This is a genomic window from Dyella sp. ASV21 (genome assembly GCF_016428975.1).
Classification (GTDB): domain Bacteria; phylum Pseudomonadota; class Gammaproteobacteria; order Xanthomonadales; family Rhodanobacteraceae; genus Dyella.
The window spans coordinates 1-17412 of sequence record NZ_JAELTT010000079.1 but is presented as its reverse complement, the minus strand read 5'-3'; the positions used below and the strand labels follow the sequence as shown (position 1 = coordinate 17412).

At 63.1% G+C, this 17412-nt stretch carries 14 protein-coding genes; 4 read left to right on the top strand and 10 right to left on the bottom strand.

Features of this window, described 5'->3' with window-relative positions; all coding sequences use genetic code 11:
* The 6 genes from ahpF to JHD67_RS18515 all read right to left on the bottom strand — a co-directional run.
* The coding region (ahpF, locus tag JHD67_RS18540) for an alkyl hydroperoxide reductase subunit F (protein ID WP_199100679.1) at nt 1-1234 on the bottom strand (1234 nt) is incomplete at its 3' end.
* A 151-nt stretch (nt 1235-1385) separates the two neighbouring features.
* Complete coding sequence (gene ahpC, locus JHD67_RS18535; protein ID WP_199100678.1) at nt 1386-1949, bottom strand: alkyl hydroperoxide reductase subunit C; 564 nt, start codon at nt 1947-1949, stop codon at nt 1386-1388.
* A 379-nt stretch (nt 1950-2328) separates the two neighbouring features.
* The gene (locus tag JHD67_RS18530) at nt 2329-3837 is read right to left on the bottom strand and encodes a chemotaxis protein CheW (protein WP_199100677.1); all 1509 of its coding nucleotides are present in this window, start codon (nt 3835-3837) and stop codon (nt 2329-2331) included.
* A gap of 13 nt (nt 3838-3850) precedes the next feature.
* Nucleotides 3851-4327, bottom strand: a complete 477-nt coding sequence (locus JHD67_RS18525; RefSeq protein ID WP_199100676.1) for a chemotaxis protein CheD — start codon at nt 4325-4327, stop codon at nt 3851-3853.
* Entirely contained in the window at nt 4320-5153 is an 834-nt protein-coding gene (locus JHD67_RS18520) for a protein-glutamate O-methyltransferase CheR (RefSeq protein ID WP_199100675.1), read from the bottom strand. Before JHD67_RS18520 ends, JHD67_RS18525 begins: the two co-directional genes overlap by 8 nt.
* A gap of 14 nt (nt 5154-5167) precedes the next feature.
* Nucleotides 5168-6868: a methyl-accepting chemotaxis protein gene (locus JHD67_RS18515; RefSeq protein WP_199100674.1), complete on the bottom strand. Its 1701-nt coding sequence runs from the start codon at nt 6866-6868 to the stop codon at nt 5168-5170.
* Between the two features lie 709 nt (nt 6869-7577).
* Here JHD67_RS18515 and JHD67_RS18510 point away from each other — a divergent pair.
* Nucleotides 7578-8750, top strand: coding sequence for an MFS transporter (locus JHD67_RS18510; RefSeq protein ID WP_199100673.1), 1173 nt, complete (start codon nt 7578-7580; stop codon nt 8748-8750).
* A gap of 16 nt (nt 8751-8766) precedes the next feature.
* Complete coding sequence (locus JHD67_RS18505) at nt 8767-10149, top strand: hypothetical protein (protein ID WP_199100672.1); 1383 nt, start codon at nt 8767-8769, stop codon at nt 10147-10149.
* A gap of 62 nt (nt 10150-10211) precedes the next feature.
* On the opposite strand, the gene JHD67_RS18500 is transcribed toward JHD67_RS18505, so the two are convergent.
* A complete protein-coding gene (locus JHD67_RS18500) occupies nt 10212-11564 on the bottom strand; it encodes an SGNH/GDSL hydrolase family protein (protein WP_199100671.1) in 1353 nt (450 codons plus the stop codon).
* A 353-nt stretch (nt 11565-11917) separates the two neighbouring features.
* Here JHD67_RS18500 and JHD67_RS18495 point away from each other — a divergent pair, with 353 nt between their 5' ends.
* Nucleotides 11918-12835 carry a winged helix-turn-helix domain-containing protein gene (locus tag JHD67_RS18495; protein ID WP_199100670.1) on the top strand — a complete coding sequence of 306 codons (918 nt, stop codon included), beginning with the start codon at nt 11918-11920 and terminating at the stop codon, nt 12833-12835.
* Between the two features lie 179 nt (nt 12836-13014).
* Nucleotides 13015-13371, top strand: a complete 357-nt coding sequence (locus tag JHD67_RS18490; protein ID WP_199100669.1) for a DUF1428 domain-containing protein — start codon at nt 13015-13017, stop codon at nt 13369-13371.
* A 61-nt stretch (nt 13372-13432) separates the two neighbouring features.
* Here the strand turns inward: JHD67_RS18490 and asnB are convergent, their stop codons facing one another.
* The 3 genes from asnB to JHD67_RS18475 are packed head-to-tail and all read right to left on the bottom strand — an operon-like array spanning nt 13433 to nt 17220.
* Nucleotides 13433-15334, bottom strand: a complete 1902-nt coding sequence (gene asnB / locus JHD67_RS18485; RefSeq protein ID WP_199100668.1) for an asparagine synthase (glutamine-hydrolyzing) — start codon at nt 15332-15334, stop codon at nt 13433-13435.
* 36 nt (nt 15335-15370) lie between these two features.
* Entirely contained in the window at nt 15371-16894 is a 1524-nt protein-coding gene (locus tag JHD67_RS18480; RefSeq protein WP_199100667.1) for a glycosyltransferase family 39 protein, read from the bottom strand.
* Nucleotides 16891-17220 carry a lipid-A-disaccharide synthase N-terminal domain-containing protein gene (locus tag JHD67_RS18475; RefSeq protein WP_199100666.1) on the bottom strand — a complete coding sequence of 110 codons (330 nt, stop codon included), beginning with the start codon at nt 17218-17220 and terminating at the stop codon, nt 16891-16893. The genes JHD67_RS18480 and JHD67_RS18475 overlap by 4 nt, the downstream gene beginning before the upstream one ends.
* Nucleotides 17221-17412 lie beyond the last annotated feature (192 nt).

Sequence of the window (17412 nt, the reverse complement as noted above, 5' to 3'; positions counted from 1 at the left end):
GGGCGCTGACGATCACGTCCACGTTGGGCATGCTGCGCAGCTTGCGCTGAAGCACCTCGTCGGCGCGCAGCTTGCTGTCGAATTCGAGCAGCGTCACGTGGCCCACGATGCCGGCAAGGTCGATGGCTGCCTCCACGCCGGAGTTGCCGCCGCCAATCACCGCCACGCGCTTGCCCTTGAACAGCGGGCCGTCGCAATGCGGGCAATAGGTCACGCCCTTGTTGCGATACTCCTGTTCACCCGGCACGTTCATGTTGCGCCAGCGGGCGCCGGTGGAAAGGATCACCGTCTTGGCCTTGAGCGTGGCGCCATTGGCCAGGCGCACTTCGTGCAGGCCGCCCTCGGTGCTGGCGGGGATCAATTGCTCGGCACGCTGCAGGTTCATCACGTCCACGTCGTATTCGTGCACGTGCTGTTCCAGTGCGGCGGCCAGCTTGGGGCCTTCGGTATAGGGCACCGAAATAAAGTTCTCGATGGCCATGGTGTCCATCACCTGGCCGCCGAAGCGCTCGGCCGCCACGCCCGTGCGGATGCCCTTGCGTGCGGCGTAGATCGCCGCCGCGGCACCGGCCGGGCCGCCGCCCACAACCAGTACGTCGAACGGGGCCTTGGTGTTGATGCGTTCGGCCGCGCGTTCGGCGGCGTTGGTGTCCAGGCGCGCGGCGATCTGCTCGATGGTCATGCGGCCGGCGTCGAACAGCTCGCCGTTGAGGAACACGGTGGGCACGGACATGATCTGCCGCTCGTTCACTTCGTCCTGGAACAGCGCGCCGTCAACCGCCACATGGGTAATGTTGGGATTGAGCACGCTCATCAGGTTCAGTGCCTGCACGGTGTCCGGGCAGCTGTGGCAGGAGAGCGACATAAAGGTTTCGAAGTGGAACGCACCGTCCAGGCTGCGTACCTGCTCGATGACTTCCTGCGTGGCCTTGGAGGGGTGGCCGCCCACTTGCAGCAGGGCCAGCACCAGCGAGGTGAACTCATGGCCGAGCGGGATGCCGGCAAAGCGCACGCTGATGTCGGTGCCGGTACGGTTGATGGCGAACGAGGGCTTGCGCGCATCGTTGCCATCCAGGCGCAGCGATACCTTGTCCGACAGCGAGGCGATGTCCTGCAGCAGTCCCTTGAGTTCCTGCGACTTCTCGCCCTGGTCGAGGGAGGCCATTAGTTCGATCGGGTACACGACCTTCTCAAGGTAGGCCTGCAACTGGGTCTTCAGATCGGCATCCAACATAAGGGGCTCCATCGTTTCTTCGGGTTGAGCGCCATCACCATCCGGACGGGCCGGACGTTGCGAGCACCTGAAATTCGGAAAGCGGACCCGGCGAAGGCCGGGTCCGGGGCGGCCCGATGCAGCGGGCCGCAATACAGGGAAAAGCGGTGGCTTAGATCTTGCCAACCAGGTCGAGCGACGGCTTGAGCGTCTTCTCGCCTTCCTTCCACTTGGCCGGGCACACTTCGCCCGGGTGGGAGGCGACGTACTGCGCGGCCTTCACCTTGCGCAGCAGCTCGGAAGCGTCGCGGCCGATGCCGTTGTCATGGATCTCGCACAGCTTGATCTGGCCTTCCGGGTTGATCAGGAACGTGCCGCGCAGCGCCAGGCCTTCTTCTTCGATCATCACGTCGAAGTTGCGGGTGATGGTGCCGGTCGGGTCGCCGATCATCGGGTACTGCACCTTCTTGATCGCGTCGGAGGTGTCGTGCCAGGCCTTGTGCGAGAAGTGGGTGTCGGTCGAGACCGCGTAGACCTCCACGCCCAGCTTCTGGAATTCAGCGTAATGGTCGGCCAGGTCTTCCAGCTCCGTCGGGCAGACGAAGGTGAAGTCGGCGGGGTAGAACACCACCACGGACCACTTGCCCTTCAGCGAGGCATCGGTCACGTCGACAAACTGGCCATTCTTGTATGCGGTGGCCTTGAACGGTTTGATTTCGGTATTGATCAACGACATCGTTGTTTTTCCGTTAGTTGTGGTTGGTGGAAACGCAAGACTACGGGTTTTGAAGCGATTGATCCAATTGATTGTTGAGATCATGGTCATTGGCCGCGACTATGGATCTTCCGCTTCGCCTACATGGAGGCCGGCTGCCGCGTGAGCCTGCGCTATGGGTATGGGTGCCGCCCCCACCCACGACAAGTCCGCCCGCGGCCACTCCCTAGGTTGGCCGAGGCGACGTAATGACGCAGTGATGCGTTGAGGCGGGTCGCCGTTGTGATCCGTCGCTCTTGCGAAAGCAGGAATCCAGCGCCTTCCGGCGGTTAAGAGGAGCGGCGCAGAAGCAACGAGCCCCCAATCCCGCTTTCAAAAGGCCGTGTCCCGGCAACCGGCGTCAAGCCGCCTTGGCGGCGACACGCCCCATGAGCGATGCCAGATTGAGCAGCATCAAGCTCTGGTGTTCGGCCAGCTCCACCACTTCTTTCATATCGTGCTGCAGCGAGGTGCCTGTCTGGTCCAGCAGCACGCGCGGCACCGGCAGCTTGTCGGCGGCATCCACGGTGACGATGTTCTCCACCGAGTCGACCATCAGGCCGCACTTTTCGCCCTCGTGCTCGACGATCAGGATGCGCGTGCTGGCCACGTCTTCGTACGGCGGCATGCCGTAGAGCGCGCGCAGATCCATGATGGGGATGAGCTTCCTGCGCAGGTTGAGCACGCCACAGACATGGCCCGGAGTGCCCGGCGGCCGGATCAGGTCGGCGGGGAATTCGATGACTTCGCGCAGCTGTTGAATGGGCGCGCCGATCAGGTGCTTCAGGCGGAAGGTGACATAGGTTTCACGCGAGCGGCCACGGCGCGCAGCGGCATCGTTGTTGAGCGTGGCGACATCCTGATAGAGCTCGCGGTGGCCCTGCGTGACCTCATCGATCACCGCATCGCTGAGCAAGGCCTGGGCGTCGAGCAGGATAGTGTGCACACCCTCGCCCGAGCGGATGCATCCGCGGAAAAGACTGGCATGCGTGCGATCAAAGCTTGGCATGGCCAGCAGTTCATCGTCGCTGTGGGCGACGATACTGTCCACCGCATCCACCAGCAGCCCGAAATGCATGTCGTCCTGCTTGAGCACGATGATGCGGCGCTCATCTTCCTCCCCCTCGATGTCGGGGGCGGCCGCGTCTTTCGGGGGCAGGGCCAAAAAACGGCCGAAGTCGATCACCGGCATCGTATTGCCGCGCAGGTTGAGTATGCCCAGGCACAACGCGCTGGCCAGGACGGACTTTTGCAGTTCCGGTACGCGAATGATTTCGTGGATGGCGCTCATCGGGAGCGCCAGTTTGGCGTTGCCCACGCGGAACGACACGCATTGGGTGCGTTGGCTTTGCGCTGCCCGTGCGCGCGCGGCTTCCTGTTCGCGCTGCGTGTCGTGGTTGAGTCGCGGCAGGTCCTGCAGCTGGGCCAGGGCTTCGTGCGACAGGATCTGCAGGATGCGGTTGCCGTTATCCAGCTTGAGCACGCCGCCGATCAATTCCTTGCTGTCCGCGGGGCGGCCAAAGTCGATCTTGAGCTCGCCCGGCACGCGCAGTATCTCTCCGGTGCTGTCGAACAGCAGGCCGACCTTGGTGTGGTGGGCGTCGATGATGGCGATCTTGGCGCCATCGGGCACGTCGGCATGGCCAAGCTGCAACAGCTCGCGCAAGCGCACGATCGGGATAAGCGTGCCGCGCAGGTTGAATAGACCCAGCAGGAACGAGGGCGCCAGCGGCACCGTGGTGATGTCGCTGGGATAGCTCACCACCTCCTGCAGAGAGGTGACGGACAGCACCAGTTCGGTGCCGGCCAGGTGGAACGATCCGAACAGTTCGGCGGCTTCGTGCTTGTCTGCAAAAGCGCTGGGTTCCATGGCGAAGGTCCTGTCAGTGAGAGCGGGCGATGGTCTTGACCAGATAGCGATGCTGGGCGCAATCGATATGCAGCTGGCGCCCGGACAGGCCGCCCACGTCCACATGGATAACGCGGATACCCGCCGCGGCGACCAGTCGTTGCGCCACTTCGGCGTTCTGCTCGCCGATCATGCCGTGCCGTGGCGGCTGCTTGTGCTGCACCATGCAGGCGCCACCGGCAATGACGGCCTCGATCTGCGGGCGATCCGGCTCGCGGATGCGCATGAGTGCAAGCAGTGAGGGCACCGCGTCGGTAACGTATTTGGCGCTGATGCTCTGGTGCGAAGTGGGCGACTCGGGAAGCAGGCAGTGCGCCAGGCCATAAATGCCCTTTTCGCGCCACAGAAAGCCGATGCCCACGCACGAGCCCAGCGTGGTGCGCAGCAGGTCGCCTGTGCGGCCGACGGCAACCTGGCACATGTGTACCACTACTTCGCGGCTATCAGGCATGGGTGGTTACCCGGTTGCGATAGACCAGCGGCTGCATGAACTCAAAGCCGGTGTTGAGACGTGTCAGCGATTCCGATTCGCCGATGATCAAAATGCCGCCCGGTGCCATGGCCTTGCGCACCTGCGCCAGCACGGCTTCCTGTCCGGCTTCGTCGAAGTAGATCAGCACATTGCGCAGCAATACCAGGTCCATGCGAGCGGGCTCCAGCAACGGCTTGAACAGGTTGTGCTGGCGAAAGCTGATGGACGCTCTTGCGGCCGGCGCCATTTCACCGCGTTCGCCCTGCATGCGCATGTAGCGTTCGAGCATCGCGGGATGTGAGCGGCGCAGCCCTTCCAGGTTGCGGCCCTGGTAGATGCCGGCCGAGGCGTCGCGCAGCACCTGGCTGGAAATATCGGTGCCCAGGATGCGGTAGCGGAACAACGGGTGGGTGAGGCGAAACTCCTCGAACAGCATGGCGCAGGAGTAGCCCTCTTCACCGCTGGAGGCCGCCGCCGACCACACCTGCAGGGTGCTGCCGCGATGTTTTTCCGCCCATTCCGGGAGAAAACTCTGCTTGAGATAGTCCCAGATGCGTGGCGTGCGGAAGAAGGTGGTCTCGTTGGTGGTCACCAGGTCGATGAAATGACCCACTTCCTCGGCCTCGCCTTCCAGTAGCGCCAAGTAGTCGCGGTAGTCGGCCAGCGCCAGCGTTTGAAGACGGCGGCGCAGTCGACCGTGGAGCAGGGCCCACTTGCGGTCCGTCATCACGATTCCGGTATGCCGGCGCACCCGTTCGAACAGTGCCTGCTGGGTGCTGCGGTCAACCTCGACATCAATGTCCATGGGCGCGCTCATGCTCAGACCACGAAGCGATCGACGGTGGTCTTCAGCTCACCCGCACCCTGCATCAGCTTGGTCGTGGAGCGGGCGATGGTGTCGCAGGCGGCCGCCGATTTCTCGGTTTCCTCGGCGACCTGCTGGATGGCGTTGGCGACTTCGCGGGCGGCGATGAGCTGCTCGTCGGCGCCACAGGAGATCTCGGAGATGGCCTGGGTGGTACGGCTCACCCCGCCCAGGATCTTCTCGAACGCTTCGCCGGCCTGCTTGGAGATGTCGCTGCCTTGCGACACACGCTTGACCGATTCGTTGATGAGTTTGGAGATTTCCTTGGTGGCCTGCGATGAGCGCTCGGCCAGCTTGCGCACCTCATCGGCGACCACGGAGAAGCCCAGGCCATGTTCGCCGGCGCGGGCCGCTTCGATGGCGGCGTTGAAGGCCAGCAGGTTGGTCTGGCTGGCGATCTCGCCGATCACCTTGATGATCTCGCTGATGTCCTCGGAGGACTTGTTGATCAGCTCCATCGATTCGATGGACTTGGTAATGGCCTTGGAGCCGCGCTCGGCTTCCTGCTGGGTATCCTTGGCCAGTTGATCCGCGCTGCGTGAATTGTTGGCGATGGAGTTGATGGAGGCGGTGAGCTCCTCGATGGAGGCGTTCATTTCTTCCACCGTGGCGCCCAGCAGCTGCGCGCCACTGGCCACGCTGTTGGCGCGGTTGGCGATGTCTTCCGATGAGCCGGAGAAGCCGCTGGCCGATTCCACCACCTTGCCGATTACGCCGCGCAGGTCGGCCATCATCTGTTTGATGCCTTCGGCGAGCTGGTCGATCGGGTCGTCGCCCATAACCTCGATATTGGCGGTAAGTTCGCCGCCGGCGGCACGCTTGACCACATCGAGCAGGGCGGCCACCTTGCGCTGGTCGTCTTCGGCGCGGCGCTTCACCGACTCTTCCAGCTCCACCTGGGCGGTGACATCGCTGGCGAATTTAACGACCTTGGCCACGCGACCGTTGACGTCGTATATGGGATTGTAGGTGGCCTGGATCCAGATCACCTTGCCGCCCTTGCCGACACGCTTGTAGCGGCCGCCATCGAATTCGCCGCGATTGAGCTTGGCCCAAAACTCGGCGTACTCCTGGCTGGCGGCATGGCTTTCCTCGCAGAACATGCGATGGTGCTTGCCTTTGATCTCGTCCAGGCGATAGCCCATCGTCTGCAGGAAGTTCTCGTTGGCCTTGAGTACGTGGCCGTCGAGATCGAATTCGATCACCGCCTGCGCCTTGTCGATGGCATCCACCTTGCCCTGGTATTCGGCGGTCTGCTGGCGTGCTGCCGTCACGTCGGTGGCGAACTTGATGATCTTGTACGGCTTGCCCTTTTCATCGAGCACCGGGTTGTACGAAGCGTTGATCCAGATCTCGCGGCCGTCGCGCGCAATGCGCTTGTACTCGCCCTGGTCGAACTGGCCGCTGCCGAGCTTCTCCCAGAATTTCTTGTAGGCGGTGCTGGCTGCGTACTGCGGCTCGCAGAACATGCGATGGTGCTGGCCCTGGATCTCTTCCAGCGAATACCCCATGGCTTGGAGGAAGTTTTCGTTGGCTTGCAGAATCTTGCCCTTCAGGTCGAACTCGATCACTGCCTGAACGCGATTGAGTGCAGCGCTCACGGCCTGCAGCTCCTCATGATTGAGGACTGCCTCGGAAATCGCTTCATTGCCCATGTGAATAGCCTCGGTTTCCAGATCGCGCAGAATGGCCGCGCACCATTGATGATGGTTACTTCTGGAGCAGTAACGGCTCGCCCGGCTCCCTCCGGGTAGACCCTTCCTTGAAGCGTCCTGCCGAGCGTGTGCGGTGCGAGGCCGGTGTGCTGGCGCTTACTCCTTGCGCGAGCGTCGGCTGGAGCCGCTGGCTACAACCCCCTTGTCGCGGCTTCGGCCAGTCGCGCTAGAACTTGATAGGGCCCGCATGGCAAGTGCCGTGATTGGCCTGTTTATGAGAGATTCGTCACAGATAGGGGCTATTGTCGTACCGGGTAGTGCATGTATTGGCTTTGTGAGGCGTAGGCGTGGCGTAAGCGCGACTTTCATCCCGGACTACGTCTTGCATGGGCGTTCGCCGCGCAACATGCTGTGTGGGCGGGTTCGCCCACACCGTTGGCATGGCAAGTCGGGGCGGCTTTCCGGGTTGGCCGTAGGGGCTGCCGGTCAGGTTCACGCATGCGTCGGCTCGTTCGTTCTTGCGCTGGTGGTTGACCAGGGCCAACCGATGGTTTGTGACTATCCTGGTTCATGCACGGGTCCGTTTCTCAGGTGGCCGTGGGGGTGAAGCGTGCTGGTTTGGTCTTGTTACGGGCTTGCCGAGGTGGGCTGTTCGCGGGTAACCCGGTGCCGGTAGCGTGGTTTGCGTCGGGGCGAGAAGGAGCAGGCAATGCAGTCAGCTTCCGCGGTAGGTGAGCCGGTTGCCGGGAGCGCGCGGCGGCGATTGGCGTCGATCGGCGTGATCGTCTTGGTAGCCAGTATTTTTGGCCTCAGCTACAGCTTGTCGGCGCCGCTGATTGCCATGACGCTCGAGCGACGCGGTTTCAGCAGCGGATTGATCGGTGCCAACGCGGCCATGCATGCGCTGGGCGTGCTGCTGATTGCGCCGGCCATGCCGGCCATCGCCACGCGTCTTGGCGCGCGCGGGCTCGCCGGGCTGGCGCTTGTGGGCACGTCCATCGTGCTCGCCAGCTTTACGGTGATTACCAGTGTGTTCTGGTGGTTCGCTCTGCGCGTGATGCTGGGCGCCGCCGCCGAGGCATTGTTCGTCATGTCTGAAACGTGGACCAATGCGCTTAGCACCGAGCAGTCGCGCGGCCGCACCATGGCGCTTTATACGGCGTCGTTGTCGCTGGGCATGGTGCTGGGTCCGGCTTTGCTGGCTGTGCTTGGCGTGAGCCGCGTGGCCTTTCTTGTGGGTGCGGGCATTTCGCTGGGCGCGGTGGTGTTTCTGCTGATGCCGTGGGTCATCGCTCCGCCGCAGGCGCGCCCGGAGAAAGCGCAGCCGCTGCGCTATGCCCGGATGGCGCCGGTGGCCATGGCAACCACCGTGCTCAATGCGGGGGTGGAAACGGCGGGGCTGTCGTTCATTGGGCTCTACGCCACCGCGCAGGGCTGGTCCGAGAGTCAGGCCATGCGCTTGATCTCCACGCTGATGCTGGGAGCCATCCTGATGCAGTTGCCCATTGGCTGGCTGGCCGACCGCATGGATAAGCGCACGCTGGTGTGCCGGCTCGCCTTTATTTCCGCGGCGGGAGCGTTGCTCTGGCCGTTTGCGCTCAGTCAGCCGTGGCTGGCGTATAGCCTGGTTTTTGTGTGGGGTGGGCTATTCGTCGGCATCTATACGGTGATGCTGGCGATGGTGGGTAGTCGCTTCGAGGGCAACGACTTGATTGGTGTCTACGCCGTGATGGGCATGGCCTGGGGCCTGGGGGCGCTGGTCGGGCCGTCGCTGGCGGGCGTGGCCATGGGCCTGAGTGCGCTCTATGGACTGCCTGGCGTGATTGCGCTGGCCTGTTTGTTGTTTGCGGTGTGCGTAACGCGCTCGCGTAGCGCTACCTGATCGCCGGGACACTTCGATGATTCGACTCGTACTGATCTTGCTGGGTGCCGATTTCATTCGCACACGCTGGCCTTGGCTGGCGATTACCGGCTTGCTGTGGTCGTTGATGGGGGCTGCCATCTTTGTCGATGCCCTGGATGGAGTGTCGTATTTCCCTATCCATGTGTTTGGCTATCTGCTGCTGATCGAGGCGGTGGTGACCCTGGTGGTGTCCTCGCCAAGGCCGGGGGCTTCCACCGTATTGCGAAAGGCGCGCGGCGCCGCGTTTCTGGTGCTCGGCCTGCTGATCGTGGATCGGCATCATGCGGCGGAGGTGGTGTTGGCCATGGCGTTTGGCCTTGGCTTTCTCGTCGATGGCGGATTTCGCGTGGCTTCGGCACTGGTGGTGCGGTTTCCGGGATGGCGGTTGTCCTTGCTCACGGGCGTGTTCGAAGTGCTGTTCGCCGGCTTTATGTTCGAGCCTTATCCCACGTTCTATGCGGGCACGGTGCCGTACTGCATCGGCATGGGGCTCTTTCTCTCGGGCCTGGGTTTGTTTCGCCAGGCTGTGCGCCTCAAGCGACTTCCCACGGATACGGCCCTGTCGGTGCTGCTGACCCAGGCGCTGCCGGGGACGCAGGCGCTTGCCCTCGATCCGCGCGACGCGACCATCGCCGGTGATCTGGTGGTGCATGTCTGGACGCCTGCCGGCTCGGTGGCGGATGTGGTGCCCCAGCCACTGGTGGATCGTTATATCGCGGCGATCGACGCCAAGGGCGTGGTGTCTACGGGGCATGCCGCGCTGGTGTGTCCGCCGGATATCTATGCCAGTCACTATCCGGCCATCGAGATCGACCGCAGCGGAGGGGACTTCATCCACATGCTTCGCGCCACGGCGGAAAACAATGTGGAAGGGCGATTCCAGCCCTCCTATGCCGAAGAGGCGGCCGGCTGGTGCGATTCCACCGCGCAGGTTCGCTTTGCCGAGTACGACCGTGCACGGCTCGTCGCGTTCTGGCGCCGCTACCGCGAGGACACCACCTACAACCTGACGCATCGCAATTGTTCCAGCACGGTCGCCCATTGCCTGGAAGTCGCCCTGGAAGGCTACGTCGTGCGCGACAGCGGCGGGTGGCGCGCTTTTGTGCGCACCGTCTTCAATCCCGAATTGTGGTTCGCGGCACAACTGCGCAAACGCGCCGAAGCCATGGCCTGGACGCCGGGCCTGGTGCTCGACTATGCCCGGGCCCTGCACGCTGCCATCCATCCCGCGCCCTGGGGCTGGGCCAGCCTGGTGGATGGCGTCGTGCGTGCGTGGCGCTACGGCAAGCTGGTGTGGCGCAAGCAACCCATCCCGGGCATCGAGGCCGCCGCGGCGACGCTCGATGCGCTGCGGCGCGAGTCAAAGCACGGTCCGTAACCGGCTTTTCGCCGGCTACCCGGGCGGGAGAAAATCGAGGGCTCGCGACCATTGGTCACGCGCTATTGCGCCTGCCCCTTGCGAGTGTTCGCGGTTGCCGGAGAAGGGGCGCGTGCGGGGCGGTTGGCCAGTCGTTCCAGCGTCTCCAGCGGTAGCGCCTGCGCCAGCGCGCGATAGCCCGCGTCGTTGGGGTGTAGATGGTCGCCACTGTCCTGGCTGGCAAGCAGGCGCGCGGGGTGCGATGGGTCACGCAGGATCTGGTCGGCATCCAGCAACGCATCGAAGGCTTGGTCCTGGCGTATCCAGGCGTTGACCTGTTGGCGAATCGCCTCCTTCGCCGGCGTCGAGTAGCCGGGGAGGCTGGCGTTCTCGAAGGGAGGGATGGTGGTTCCGATAATGCCGACCCCGTGTTGATGGGCCAGGGCAATGAGTCGCCGATAGCCGGCGATAAGCGCGTTGGCATCCACGGTTTCGCCAGAAGGGTCCAGCGCATGGACGAAGCCGATGTCGTTGCTGCCCATGCGCACAATCACCACCGTCACGCCGGGTTGGTCGAGCGCGTCGCGGGAGAAACGCGTAAGGCCGGCCTCGCCCAGCGCCTGGCCGTAAGGGGTTCCACGGGGGCTGTCGCGCAGCAAGCGGTTACCGATCAGGCCGGCGTTGAGCACGGCGACGTGCTTGCCGGCTTGCTGCAGGCGCGCGGCCAACGCATCCGGCCAGCGTTGATTCGCATCCGGCGTCGATCCGTCTCCGTCGACCGTGGAGTCGCCGAACGCCGCCACGGCAAAGAGGGGCGGGGCGGCCTCCACGTCGATGCCTGAAAGGAAAGGCCACATGTCCAGGCGGCGGGCGACCGGGAAATGCGCGTCGGCGACCGCATTGCCCGGTTGCGATACGTAGCTGGTTTGCTGGGCGAGTATGTGCACCGTCGTGGCTGACGTGGCCTTGGGCAGATACAGGCTCACCGACAGGTCGCTGAGTGGGGTAATCGCCACCCGCACCGCGTCACTCCAAACCGTGGCGTGCGCAGGGATGACCACCGATGCGTGCCCGTGAAACGTCAGCGCCCGGTCGGAGTCGGGGTCGATATCCGCGTCGTGCGTGCGCCGGGCAACGTGCGCCGCGCCTATCGTCAGCGGGGTGTCGCCATCGAGGTTGGACAAGCGGATGCGAGCCTGTGTGCCGCCTGCGCTGACGTGCGCGATCAGGCGCAAGCTTTGGGCTTCATAGTGATCCACGGCATGCGGCAAGGGTGGTTGCGGCGATGCGATCCAGGTGCTTACCCATGCGTCGGCGGGGTGGGCGGCATCCGCGCTCGCCATGTCCGGGGCCATGCAGGCGATCCACGCGGTCAGCACAAGTCGTCTAAGTACCTGCAGCGGTGCGCAACGGCAGAGCGGTTCACGGGGTGTCATCGGTGACAGGTCCTCGGGTTGTGGCATGCATGAGGGTAGCGGGCGGTGGCGACGTGCCCGTGAGCAGGCGTCGCGACAAGAACTTTCGAAAGAAGATCGGAAATGCGCAGTGCGTAAGGCGGCTTCCCGTAGGGCAGGCGTTGACCGTGACTTGCTGGGAACATGCGCGCCGCTTCGGTCCCAGAGACCCCGCCGTTGGGGCCGTGATACATGATGTAACCTCCGCTTCCAGGCGTCGTCGTCCAGGGGCATCGTGTGGTTTGCCGGGCACGAAAGTCCTGAAGCGGTGCTGATATATCCCTGAAAAGTTCTGAAACCTTCTTGAGTTCAGCCACGGTCAGACCACGAGTCCTATGGATCAGCCTGAAGACGCCCCTTTTCATGTCGGCACCTGGTTGGTCGATCCGGCGCTCGGTCAGATAAGCCGCGATGGCGAGGTGGTTCGGCTCGACGCGCGCGCGATGCGGCTGCTTCAGTGTCTGGCAGGGCGCGCCGGTGCGGTGGTGAGTCTGCAGGAGCTGCTCGATCACGTGTGGGCGGGAACCATTGTCAGTCCCGACTCCGTTTACCAGGCGATTGCCTCCCTGCGTCGTTCATTAGGCGACGATCCCAGGCAGTCGAGCTATATCGCCACGGTGCCACGGTTGGGTTACCGCATGGTCGCTCACGTCGTCAAAGGCGCGGCCGGCGGGAACGGTGCTGCGCTTGAGCCAACAGTGCATCCGGTGGAGGTTCTCGCGAAAGCGGTCGCACGCAAGCGCCATCGGCTTTGGCTGGCCGCGGCGTGCGTACTGACGGTGGCTCTGGCGCTCTATACGGTGCTGAAGCCCTTGGGGGCGGACTCGTATGTGGGGACCGCAGAGAAATGCGTTGCCGTATTGCCTTTCCGGGATATGACCGACGCCATGGACGAAGAGCCTTTCGCCGATGGCATGACCGAGCAGCTCATCAATACCCTGAGCAGCATTCCGGGGGCGCATGTGCCCTCGCTGACCTCCTCGCTCTACTTCAAGGGCAAGCAGGCGACGATCGCCGAGATCGCCCAGAAGCTCGGCGTCGCCTACGTGTTGGAGGGGAGCGTGCGCAAGTCCGGCAACACGCTGCGCATTACCGCGCAGTTGATTCGCGCCGATGGCGGCTATGTGGTGTGGTCCAGCACGTATGACCGGCCCACGAACGACCTTCTGCTGGTCCAGAGTGACATCGCCACCCAGGTGAAACATGCGCTGGAGGCATCCTTGAGGCAGCCGGGTCCGGGTGGCAGCAGCTGAGCGTACGACGAAGCCGGCTCTTTCGAGGTGGAAGGGTGACAGCAGGTGAGTCGCGGCGCAGCATGGACATAGGGTGATGCCACCCGATCTTTACGCCGCCCTTTGAGTCGCATCCGCCATGCACGATCGCCGCCGGTTTTCTTCCGGGTCCACACCGCTAGCCTGAAGGAGTCGTCGCCATGTACGTCGCCGGTCTGGTTATTCCCGTGCCCGAGGACAAGATGGAAGCCTACCGCCGATGGGCGGAGAACGGGGCACGCATCTTCAAGGCGCACGGCTGCCTGGAGATTGTCGAATGCTGGGAAGACTTCGTCCCAGACGGCAAACTTACCGACTTCCGGCGTGCCGTGGCGGCGAAGGAAGGCGAGAAGATTGTCTTCACCTGGCAAATCTGGCCCGACAAGGCGAGCCTCACCGCCGCCGAGGAAAAAATGCACGCGGATGGCAGCCTGGAAACAACCAACGAGCCGCCCTTCGATGCAAGGCGGCTTATTCTGGGCTGCTTCGAGCCACTCTTTGTGATGGGCCGAAGTTGAGCGCCGGCCCAGGATCTACGATCTTTCGATCCACTTACACCAACGGTTGGATGATGCCGCGCTAAGCGTCGGCCAATGCAAGCGCGTAGCGCGCCTTGGGTGAGCTGTGCATGGTTGGGTGCGCATCGTGCAGCCACTCCAGCCACTCGGACAACACGATCAGGTTCCATAGGCCGCGCGCGTGATCGTTGTGCTTGCGCAGATGCTCGTTCAATAGTTCCATGGCCGCTTGATTGCTGATGCCGGCCCTGTTGAGTGCAGGACTGGAAAGCTTGGTGCGTGCCCATGCGTGCAGTGGTCCGCGTAGCCACCGGCCAAGCGGCACTGATAGGCCGCGCTTGCGACGATAGATGACCGAGTCGGGAAGGTACTGGCGGGCGTAGGTTTTCAGGAAAGCCTTGGTGGTGATGCCCTGGATGCGCGCAGTGAGCGGCAGCGTTGCCGCGAACTCGATAACCGCCTGGTCCAGAAATGGCGCCCGGATCTCCACGCCGTGACACATGCCGCCTCGGTCGGCCTTGGCCATCAGTGCGTCGGGTAGCGAATGGGAAAAGTCATAGCGCTGGATCGCGTCCATCAACTGGCTGGATTCGTGGGCCGTGTAGTCGGCCGGATAGCCGATGCCTAGGCGGTCCATCCATGCAGGGCTTAGGTTGGCCGTCCACAGTAGGTGCCGAGCCAGCCCGTCGAGGGCCTGGCCATCGACGAACTTCTTCAGAAGGAACGTGAGAGAAACCTTCTGTTCGCTGATCGGCAGCGCATCGACGATACGCCGACAGGCCGTGCGCACGGACAAGGGAAGCTTGTCATAGTGTGTGGCCATGCGGGCGCCAAGGTAAGTGGGATAGCCCCCGAAGAGTTCGTCCGCACCTTCGCCGGCCAGCAGCATTTTCACGTCTAGCGAGGCGCGTTTGGCGACCGCGGAGAGCGGCAGCCATGCCGGGTCGGCCAGCGGCTCGCCGGTGGTTCTGATCAGGTGCCTTAAACCGTCGGGAATATCAGCGGGACCGATCGTGACAGACGTGAATCCGCAGGATAGGTGCCGTGCGATGGCTTGGGCATCGTTGCCCTCATCGAACGATGCCTCATCGAAGCGAATGCAATAGGCATGCAATGGCTGGTGCGGTCGCAGGTCGCGCGCTACGGCGGTAATCAGTGAGGAATCGAGGCCGCCGCTGAGTAGTACGCCATAGTCAACGTCGATATCGGTCTGTAGTGTGATGGCCTGCCGGAAGCGCGCGTCGAACTCGGCGATACTCGGCGCAATCTGTTTCACCCGGCCCAGCGGAGGCAGCCAGTAGCGCAGGCGTCGGGTGCTTTGGCCCTCCCATACGATCGCTTCGCCCGGGCAAACCTTGAAATGGCGCATGAGCAAAGTCCATTGGGCGGGACAGTAGCCGGATCGCACGTAGTACGGCAGTGTGTGCGTATCCAACGTGATGGGGCTTGGTGCGCCAGCCACCATGGCGGCCAGTTCCGACGCGAAGCTGACACCGTGATCGGTAATCGAATAATACAAGTGGCGTTCGCCGGAGCGATCCCTCGCGAGGATCAGTTGTTGCTTGCGCGCATCCCATAGGGCGATGGCAAAGGCGCCCCGAAGCTCATCCAGGAACGCCAAGCCTTTCTCAAGATAAAGTGGCGCCAGCACCGCGATGTCGCTGCTACCCTCGATAAGGTGGCCGGCCGCTTCCAGTGAGTGGCGCAGTTCTCGATGGTTGTCTATTTCTCCATTGCAGGCGACCACGATGCCCGCTTCGTGGATGAACAGCGGCGGCTGAACCTGATCCGTGCCTCGGATGGCAAGCCGGTTCGCGCCCAGCGCAATATCGCGGCTTGCGTACTCGGCCTGGCCATCGGGCCCGCGGTGAGTCATGGCGGACAACATGGCGCGTACCCGGCCTATAGCTGTGCCGTGGGTATCCGCTTGGTTTCGAATCAGGACGCCACCAATACCGCACATCGTCGTTGGTCTCGCTTGCGTTGGACGTTAGTTGGTTCAGTGGTGTGCCAGTACGAGCGCATCACCGCGCCAGTGCCCCATGCGTTGCAGGTTGGGTGTGCACTCGCGGATCATCGTGTCCACGTACATGTCAGGCAGCTCACGATCGATAACAATCAGGGCATTGCCCTGTGCTTCGATCGCCGCACAGAGTTGCGCCGGCGCCTGTGCCGAAAGGCCGGATACCCCATAAATGGGCTTGTTCAAATACAGCCGCACGCCCCAGGGGGTTTGCTCCTCCACGGCATAGGTGTCGTCGTTGTCTTCCAGAAAGATCACGGCGGAGTAGTCGGATGAGACGATCTGTGCGGCGATTTCACCGGCGGCGCGTTGATTGTCGTCCCTGGAGGTGATGCCGTAAGCCGCGTAGCCCTTGACCGCCAGCAGTAGGCTGATCCAGCCCGCCAGTACGCCCTGCGTGCGGCTGTTGCGAAGGTCGAACGTGTATTCCAGTCGCGAGGCAGCTAGGAGTGCCAGGGGGGCGAAGAGAGGAAGCAGGTACAGCGGAAGGCGCGATTGCGAAAGACAGAAGATGATCAGCGGGATGCCAAACCAAAGTGTTAGAAAAAGCGTGAGGGAACGCTCGCGGCGCAGCCGCCGCCAGGCGGCTGGCTGGCACGTATCCCTCAAGGCGGTGAAAAGGCTTCGCCACCAGGGCAGCGTGCCAACAACCAAAACGGGCAGGTAGACCAAGGCCCAGCCCATCGCGCCTGCATGGCGTCGATGCATGGAGGTGAATATGCGTCCGTAGACTTCATCGTGAAGGAAATAGTGCAATAGCCACGGATAACGCAGCATCGCCAGCGCATACCAGCCAAGTCCGATCAATACGAAGATGGCCACGCCAATCGGATGAAACAAGCGGACCAGCGCGCGCCAATCTCCGCATACTACGGAAAACACCGTGATGGATAGCAGCGGCAGCAGCCCTGGCGGGCCCTTGGTAAGAAAAGCCAAGCCAAAGCCAAGCCACATCACAGCTGGCCCAAGGCGACGTTTTGCTTCGTGTTGCGGCCACGTCGCAAGCACGAACCCCAGTACGGCGAGCGTCTCGAACAAGGTCAACAGCACGTCGGTGCTGACGATATTGGCGGTGAGGTAGGGGAAGGCCGTGGTGGCGTAGATAAGAGACGGTAGCCACGGCTTGTTCGGGCTGGCTCGTCGCCCCATCAGAAACAGCAGTGCCAGCGTGACGACGAAGCAGAGCGCATACGGGGTGCGCGCGGCCCATGTGGTTCGGCCAAACACATGCAGCGACGCGGCAATGACCCAATAGGTCAACGGAGGTTTGGAGAAGTTCAGCTCGGCCGGGCTATAGGCGGGCGCCAGATAATTGCCTGAATCCATCATCTGTAGCGCAACGCCCACGTAGCGCCCTTCGTCGGGGCTCCATAAGCCACGAGAGCCTTGGAAGACAAGGGTCAGGTAAAGCCCCAGCAAGAGGATCCACCAGAGCGGCCGATGGTCACTGCGGGCTTGCGTGTCCGTGCCGTCAGCCTTGGCGTTCAGCTCGCCAATCATGAGTGATGTCCGTCCTTTTGGGTGACGGCCGCGGGAGGGGGCGGCGGCTCGTCAGCGTGCGGCTTGCGCAGAATCATCTGGAGATTTCGTGCGAAAACCATCAAGCTCAGCGCCTCGCCTGCGATGAATACCGGATCGCGCCGGTGAATCGCATAGGCAAGAATAAGGACGCCTGCCGCCACGCTGATCTGCCAGAACACGCGAGGGAAGCGGCTTTTGCCAATGATTTCGCTGTGGATCCACTGCACGGCAAAGCGGACACCGAACAGCACTTGACCGACCAGGCCGGCAGCCAGCCACATCGAGCCCGTATCGAAGTGGCTCATCGCGGTCGTCCGCTGAGGCTTGCGCGTTCTTCGCGCAAGCGCAGCTCCACATTGCGCAAGTACACAAACAAGCCAAAGGCCTGCCCGATGATGAATACCTGTCTCTTATACACATCTGACGCTGCCGACGACAACGTTCAAAAAGGGGGGGGGGGGGGGGGGGGGGGGGGGGGGGGGGGGGGGGGGGGGGGG